General features: G+C 72.7%; 8 protein-coding genes. 3 read left to right on the top strand and 5 right to left on the bottom strand.

Annotated features, from left to right (window positions below; translation table 11 throughout):
• A partial coding sequence (locus QMK28_RS33475; protein ID WP_326443460.1) for an ATP-binding cassette domain-containing protein occupies window positions 1-292 on the top strand: 292 nt, incomplete at its 5' end.
• A gap of 167 nt (window positions 293-459) precedes the next feature.
• Here the strand turns inward: QMK28_RS33475 and QMK28_RS33480 are convergent.
• Together QMK28_RS33480 and QMK28_RS33485 are read right to left on the bottom strand one after the other, a co-directional pair.
• Entirely contained in the window at window positions 460-927 is a 468-nt protein-coding gene (locus QMK28_RS33480; protein ID WP_326443466.1) for an indole-3-glycerol phosphate synthase, read from the bottom strand.
• Between the two features lie 127 nt (window positions 928-1054).
• A complete protein-coding gene (locus QMK28_RS33485) occupies window positions 1055-2017 on the bottom strand; it encodes a pyrimidine reductase family protein (protein WP_326443461.1) in 963 nt (320 codons plus the stop codon).
• A 76-nt stretch (window positions 2018-2093) separates the two neighbouring features.
• Between QMK28_RS33485 and zapE the strand changes: the two genes are divergently transcribed.
• Complete coding sequence (gene zapE / locus QMK28_RS33490) at window positions 2094-3224, top strand: cell division protein ZapE (RefSeq protein WP_443050908.1); 1131 nt, start codon at window positions 2094-2096, stop codon at window positions 3222-3224.
• Between the two features lie 137 nt (window positions 3225-3361).
• On the top strand, window positions 3362-4729 hold the full coding sequence (locus QMK28_RS33495) for a PhoX family protein (RefSeq protein ID WP_326443462.1): 1368 nt from the start codon (window positions 3362-3364) through the stop codon (window positions 4727-4729).
• A gap of 154 nt (window positions 4730-4883) precedes the next feature.
• Here QMK28_RS33495 and QMK28_RS33500 read toward each other — a convergent pair whose 3' ends face one another.
• The 3 genes from QMK28_RS33500 to QMK28_RS33510 form a co-directional block, all read right to left on the bottom strand.
• Window positions 4884-5075 carry a hypothetical protein gene (locus QMK28_RS33500; RefSeq protein WP_326443463.1) on the bottom strand — a complete coding sequence of 64 codons (192 nt, stop codon included), beginning with the start codon at window positions 5073-5075 and terminating at the stop codon, window positions 4884-4886.
• Window positions 5076-5153: 78 nt separating this feature from the next.
• Window positions 5154-5822, bottom strand: coding sequence for an ABC transporter (locus QMK28_RS33505; RefSeq protein ID WP_326443464.1), 669 nt, complete (start codon window positions 5820-5822; stop codon window positions 5154-5156).
• Window positions 5819-6024: hypothetical protein (locus QMK28_RS33510; RefSeq protein WP_326443465.1), on the bottom strand; the 206-nt coding region annotated here is incomplete at its 5' end. The genes QMK28_RS33510 and QMK28_RS33505, both read right to left, overlap by 4 nt.

The raw sequence follows: 6024 nt of genomic DNA on the forward strand, positions 1-6024 counted from the left end.
GGTCCCTCTGGACGAGGCGCAGCGGAACCGGCGTCCGCACCAGCTGTCCGGCGGCGAGCGGCAGCGGGTGAACATCGCCCGCGCGCTGTTCGGCGGCCCGTCGGTGCTGCTGGTGGACGAGCCCACCTCGGCGCTGGACCACGAGCGGGGGCGGCAGATCGTCGGCCTGCTGGCCGAGGTGACCCGGCGGCACGGCACGGCGACGGTGCTGGTCAGCCACGACCAGGGGCTGCTGGGCCGCGCGGACCGGGTGCTGTCGATGGCGGACGGGCGGTTGGCGCGGGCGGGTTGAGGCAGGGGGAGGCGGCAGGCGGGTTGACGCGGGCGCGGGTTGAGGCGGGCGCGGGTTAGGCGGGCCGGTTCCGGCAGCCGGCTGTCCCCTCGGCACAGCGTCCCGTCGGCACGGTGCCGGGGGCCGCCCGCATCCTCGCGGTCGGCCCCCATGCCTCGCCGAGTGGCTCAGTCCGAGTGCGAGAAGAGCTTGAGCACCGGGACGCCGACCTTGTGGCGGGCCTTCGAGGCCCAGTCGCGGTGGAAGAACTCCTCGACGAAGTGCGGAGCTGTCAGCACGATGACCTCGTCGGCGTTGGTCTGCTCGACGATGGAGCCGAGCAGGTCGAGCGGGTGGTCCTCGACCACTTGCCCGACGGCCTCGGCGCCGGACCCGCGCAGCGCCTCCAGTGAGTGCTGGAGAGCCCGTGCGGCGGGGAGCATCGCGTCCTGCCCCTCCGGAACGTCACCCTCCTGAGTTGCCTGCTCCAGCTCGCCGAGAGCGACGTCGTCGATCGCCCGCAGCAACCGGTCCTGGTCCCCGCGCGGCTGCATCAGAACGACGAAGGAAACGGCCTCGTCGCCGTGCAGGGTGGTGACGAACTCCACGTCGGCGGGCGTCAGCGGCTTCTCGATCATCAATACGGTCGTGAACACGACGTCGCCCTTCTGCTCCGTGGGCCAGTGGCCCAACAGAAACCATCCTGCCCCGTGCCCGCACGGGGCCTGCGTGACTCAAGTCTGCCCAGCGGAAGCGAACCGGAACGGTCCATTCCGCTGATTGTCAGGTCCGACGGTATCGGGTGAAAAGAAAGCCGGCCTCCTCCAGTACGGATACGAGTGCGAATTCCTTCGGAACGGCCAAGCCGGGCCCGTTCACGATGCGGGGCGCGTCGCCCGCCGTGATCAGCGGTGCCAGCGCCAGACACAGTTCATCGAGTACCCCCGCATCCACGCATTGCCCCAAGAGTTTCGGGCCTCCCTCCGTCAGCTGCCGGCGCAGCCCGCGCGCGGCCAGCTCACTCACCACGCGCGCCGGGTCGACGCCCGCGCCCTCGCCGGCGAGCAGCACCTCGACGCCGGCGTCCCGAGCGGCGCGGATCCGGTCGGCGGACGCCCCCGCTCCGGTCAGCAGGATGGTCGGCACCAGCGGTTCGGTGAAGAGGGGCAGCGCGAAGTCCAGGTCCAGGCTCGCGGTGACGACCGCGATCACCGGGGCCACGGGCTGGCCCAGTGCGGCCCGCCGCTCCGCGAACGCCTCACGGGCGCGGGCAGGGCGGTAGCCCTCCTGCCGGACTGTCTCCGCGCCCACCACCACGACGTCCGCGAGACCGCGCAGCACCCCGAAGATCCGCATGTCGGCGGCGCTCGACAGCTGCTTCGAGTGCCCCTCGTGGTGGGCCGCGCCGTCCAGCGAGCTGACCATGTTGGCGCGCAGCCACGGGGCGCGGTCCCGCGAGGCGCCGCCCGCCACGCCGCCGCTGTCCGCGTCGCGGCCACCGGCACCGGCCGCGTCACCCGTACCGGCCGCGTCACCCGTACCGGCCGTACCGCCCGTGCCGGCCGCGTCACCCGTACCGGCCGTACCGCCCGTGCCGTCGGCCGGCGGCCGGTCAGCCGCCCGGTTCGACCCGGGCACCGGATACGCGTAGGCCTCCGCCAGCTCGTCCAGCGTCCACTCACGATCGAGGTGCCCGGACGGCTCGGCGGCGGAGAGTTCGGCAGCGGAAGGGAACAGACGTCGCATGGGCCGCAGTCTGGCACGAGGCCTCGCCGACCGGACGGGGGTGCCCCCGGTTCGGCACGTACTACCCTGGACAGCTGTGTCGTCCTCCACCGCGTCCCCCGCCGCCTCCGCCGCCTCCGCCGCCGAGCCCAGTCCGATAGCCGGCCCGCCGGACGACCGGATCCCCGCGGCGCTCTCCGAGCGCGCCCCGCACGTCCCCGCCGAGCATCTGGTCGCGGAGATGGTGCCGCCGCCGCGCTTCCAGACAGCGCGCTTCGAGACATACGTGCCGGACTCCGGGCAGCCCAGCCAGGCCGAGGCCGTACGGGTGCTGAGTGGCTTCGCGGCCGGGCTCGGCGGGGCGAGCGCGGCGGGCGGCGGGGCCAGGCGGCGCTGGTTCGCCAAGAAGCCCGAGCCGCCCCAGGGCCCGCGCGGCGTCTACCTCGACGGCGGCTACGGCGTCGGCAAGACTCACCTGCTCGCCTCCCTCTGGCACGCGACCCCGGCCGCGCCCGAGTACAAGGCGTTCGGCACCTTCGTGGAGCTGACCAACCTGGTCGGCGCGCTCGGCTTCCAGCAGACCGTCGTGACGCTGAGCGGCCACCGGCTGCTGTGCATCGACGAGTTCGAGCTCGACGATCCCGGCGACACCGTACTGGTCTCCAGCCTGCTGGCCCGGCTGGTCGAGGCGGGCGTGGCGCTGGCCGCGACCTCGAACACGCTCCCGGGCAAGCTCGGCGAGGGCAGGTTCGCCTCCGCCGACTTCCTGCGGGAGATCCAGGGCCTGTCCGCGCGCTTCCGGTCACTGCGGATCGACGGCGAGGACTACCGGCACCGCGGCATGCCGGACGCGCCGCCTCCGTTTTCCGACGACCAGGTGACCCGCGCCGCGTACCGGACGCCGGGCACCTCGCTGGACGACTTCCCGACGCTGCTCGACCACCTCGCCAAGGTGCACCCGAGCCGGTACGGCGCGATGTGCGCCGGCATCGAGGCCGTCTGCCTGACCGACGTCCAGCCGGTGCCGGACCAGTCCACGGCGCTGCGGCTGGTCGTGCTGGCCGACCGGCTGTACGACCGGGAGGTGCCGGTGCTCGCCTCCGGGATGCCGTTCGACCGGCTGTTCAGCGAGGAGATGCTCGCGGGCGGCTACCGGAAGAAGTACTACCGGGCGATCTCCCGGCTCACCGCGCTGGCGCGCGAGGCGAAGAGCCTCGTCGAGGCGTAGCCCGCAGCCGCGTCCGAGGACGCGCGTCACCCCGTCGCGCCATTGCGACGCGTCGTGACGCACCTGGTTCCCGCGAGGCCGACTGCGTGATAAACACACACGTCAGATCTTCCGTCCGCCAACGGGAAGTGACCCTCATGTCCACAACACGTCGTCAGGTCCTGGCACGCACCGGCGCCTTGGGCGCGGGAATCGCGTTCGCCGGGAGCATCTCGGAGATCTTCGCCGGCACGGCCTCCGCCCAGGGACTCGGAGACGGCGGCTACGGTCCGCTCGTCCCCGACCCCGACGGACTGCTCGATCTGCCCAGAGGCTTCCGCTACCGGGTGCTGTCCCGCGAGGGCGACCCGCTCCGCTCCGGCGAGGGCAAGGTGCCCAGCAACCACGACGGCATGGCGGCCTTCCCCGGCCGCCACGGCAACGTGCACCTGGTCAGAAACCACGAGAACCGCCCCACCGCCGCGATCCGGGTCCCCGCCGTCGAGGGCCTCACCTACGACCCGATGGCCATGGGCGGCTGTACGGCCCTGGAGCTGAACAAGCACAACCGGCCGCTCGGTGAGCGGGTCGCCATCGCGGGCACCTCCACCAACTGCGCCGGCGGCCCGACCCCCTGGCACACCTGGCTGACCTGCGAGGAGAACGAGGACAAGGCCGGCACCAACGGCTACACCAAGGACCACGGCTTCATCTTCGAGGTCGACCCCTACGATCCGCGCCGCACCGGCGCCGTCCCGCTCACCGCCATGGGCCGGTTCCAGCACGAGGCGATCGCCATCGATCCGGACAACGGCGTCGTCTACGAGACCGAGGACGCCTTCGACAAGCCGTTCGGGCTGTTCTACCGCTTCCTGCCCGAGAAGCCGCGCGGCGGTCGCGGCTCGCTGCGCGCGGGCGGCCGGCTCCAGGCCATGAGGGTGCCCGGCGTGCCCGACCTGTCGGCCGTGCAGGAGATCGGCGCTGCCTTCGACCACATCGAGTGGGTGCCGGTCCCCGACCCGCTCGCCAAGCAGACCCCGGTCCGGCTCCAGGACTTCGGCACAAAGGGCATCACCCACGCCCAGAAGCTTGAAGGCTGTTACTGGGGCGGCTCGTCCGTCTACTTCGTCTCCAGCTTCGCGAAGCGCTCGAACGGCTCCGCCGCCGACCACTTCGGCCAGGTGTGGCGGCTCGACCCCGAGCACCGCCGGCTCACCCTGGTGGCCGCCTTCGGGCCGAGCACCGACATCCAGCTGCCCGGCGAGTCCCCGGACAACATCACCCTCGCGCCCAGCGGCGGCCTGATGGTGTGCGAGGACGGCGGCGGCGCGCAGCACGTCTACGGGCTCACCAAGCGCGGGCAGGTCTACCCGATGGCCCGGAACCGGCAGAACATCGGCACGCCGGAAGAGCCGGAGTGGGGCGAGTTCGCAGGGGTCACGTTCTCGCCCGATCACAGCACGATGTATGTCAACTGCTACACGCCGGGGACGACGTTCGCGGTTACGGGGCGGTGGCATCACTAGGGCGGTGACCAGCGGGGTTGCGCGGGCCTTCGGCCGTGCTGTCTTCAAGCGCTGGGGGCGCCTCCCGGCCGGAGGCCGGGGGAGGGCTGAATTTCAGCCTGTCCGGCGCTTGAGGACAGCCGTCCACCGGGCGGACCCGGCCATCGCGCACCCGTCAGCCCGAACAGGCCGTGCGCTGACCCTCCTGCCACTCGCACACCGGGCACAGCGTCGCGCCCCGGCTGGAGGCCGGCCGCTCCGTCGGCTTGCCGCACTGCACGCAGTCCGCGAAGGGTTCGCCGGGAGCGCCATCGCTCCGGGCATCGGCGTCGCCCGGCGTACCCGCGTCACGCGTGATGTCGTCCATGCGCCCGACCCTCGTACGAATCGCGCGAGCGATCAAGTCGCCCCAGCCGCGTGGGGCCGGGCCGGGCCAGTCGATGGTTCAGGACCGTCGCGAGCTGAGCACACACCCCACCGCCGTCGCCGCACCGGCGGCCACCGCCCCGACCACGAACGGCAGCAGCGGCATCGGCACCGTCCCGTGGGCCGAGCCGGTGACCAGGCCCTTCATCGCGGCGTTCGCGGGCGATCCGCTGACCACCAGGACCATCAGGGCGGCCATCATCGTGGACAGCACCGCCCAGCCGCTGCTGCGCAGCAGCGGCCAGTTGCACAGCACGCCGACGGCCAGGCCGCACAGCACGCACGCCAGCATGGCGAGCAGCCCGGCGCCGGCGGCCGACAGGGGCGGGACGCGGACCTGCCCGTCCGTACTTTTGGGGTCGCTGATCAGCGCGACAAGGAGGGTCGCGACCGTGCCCAGGGCGACGGCGAAGCCCAGCGCGGTCAGTACACACGCGAGGTGCACCCGGGCCGGACTCGTCGCCGCGGCGCAGCAGTTGCGGGCGGCGGCGGGCTCGTTGGTGACGCAGATCCGGACCAGCCAGGCGGTGGCAGGGAGCAGCGCGGCGGCTGCGTAGCCGAGCGAGTCGAGGATCGGCTGCCCGCCCTGTACGCCGACGACCAGGAAGACCACGTAGAGGAGCACCGGCGGCAGCCAGCGGTGCGAGCGGAGCAGCAGGGCCGCTTGGTAGCGGAGCAGGGCGGTCACTGGTGATCGGGCCTCTTCGTTGATGCGTCGGTCCCGGCGCCGGGGGCGGCGGCCGCGTTCGAGACGACGACGGTGCCGGTGGCTGTGGCAGCGGTACCGGTGGCTGTGGCAGCGGTGCCGGTGGCTGTGGCAGCGGTACCGGTGGCTGTGGCAGCGGTACCGGTGGCTGTGGCAGCGGTACCGGTGGCTGTGGCAGCGGTAC

This window comes from Streptomyces sp. H27-D2, assembly GCF_035828615.1.
Taxonomy (GTDB): domain Bacteria; phylum Actinomycetota; class Actinomycetes; order Streptomycetales; family Streptomycetaceae; genus Streptomyces.

What these genes read in the sequence shown, in the direction of transcription:
- QMK28_RS33495 (WP_326443462.1), top strand. Translation starts at nt 3,362, where the DNA reads ATGTCCACAACACGTCGTCAGGTCCTGGCACGCACCGGCGCCTTGGGC.
- QMK28_RS33500 (WP_326443463.1), bottom strand. Translation starts at nt 5,075, where the DNA reads ATGGACGACATCACGCGTGACGCGGGTACGCCGGGCGACGCCGATGCC.
- QMK28_RS33485 (WP_326443461.1), bottom strand. Translation starts at nt 2,017, where the DNA reads ATGCGACGTCTGTTCCCTTCCGCTGCCGAACTCTCCGCCGCCGAGCCG.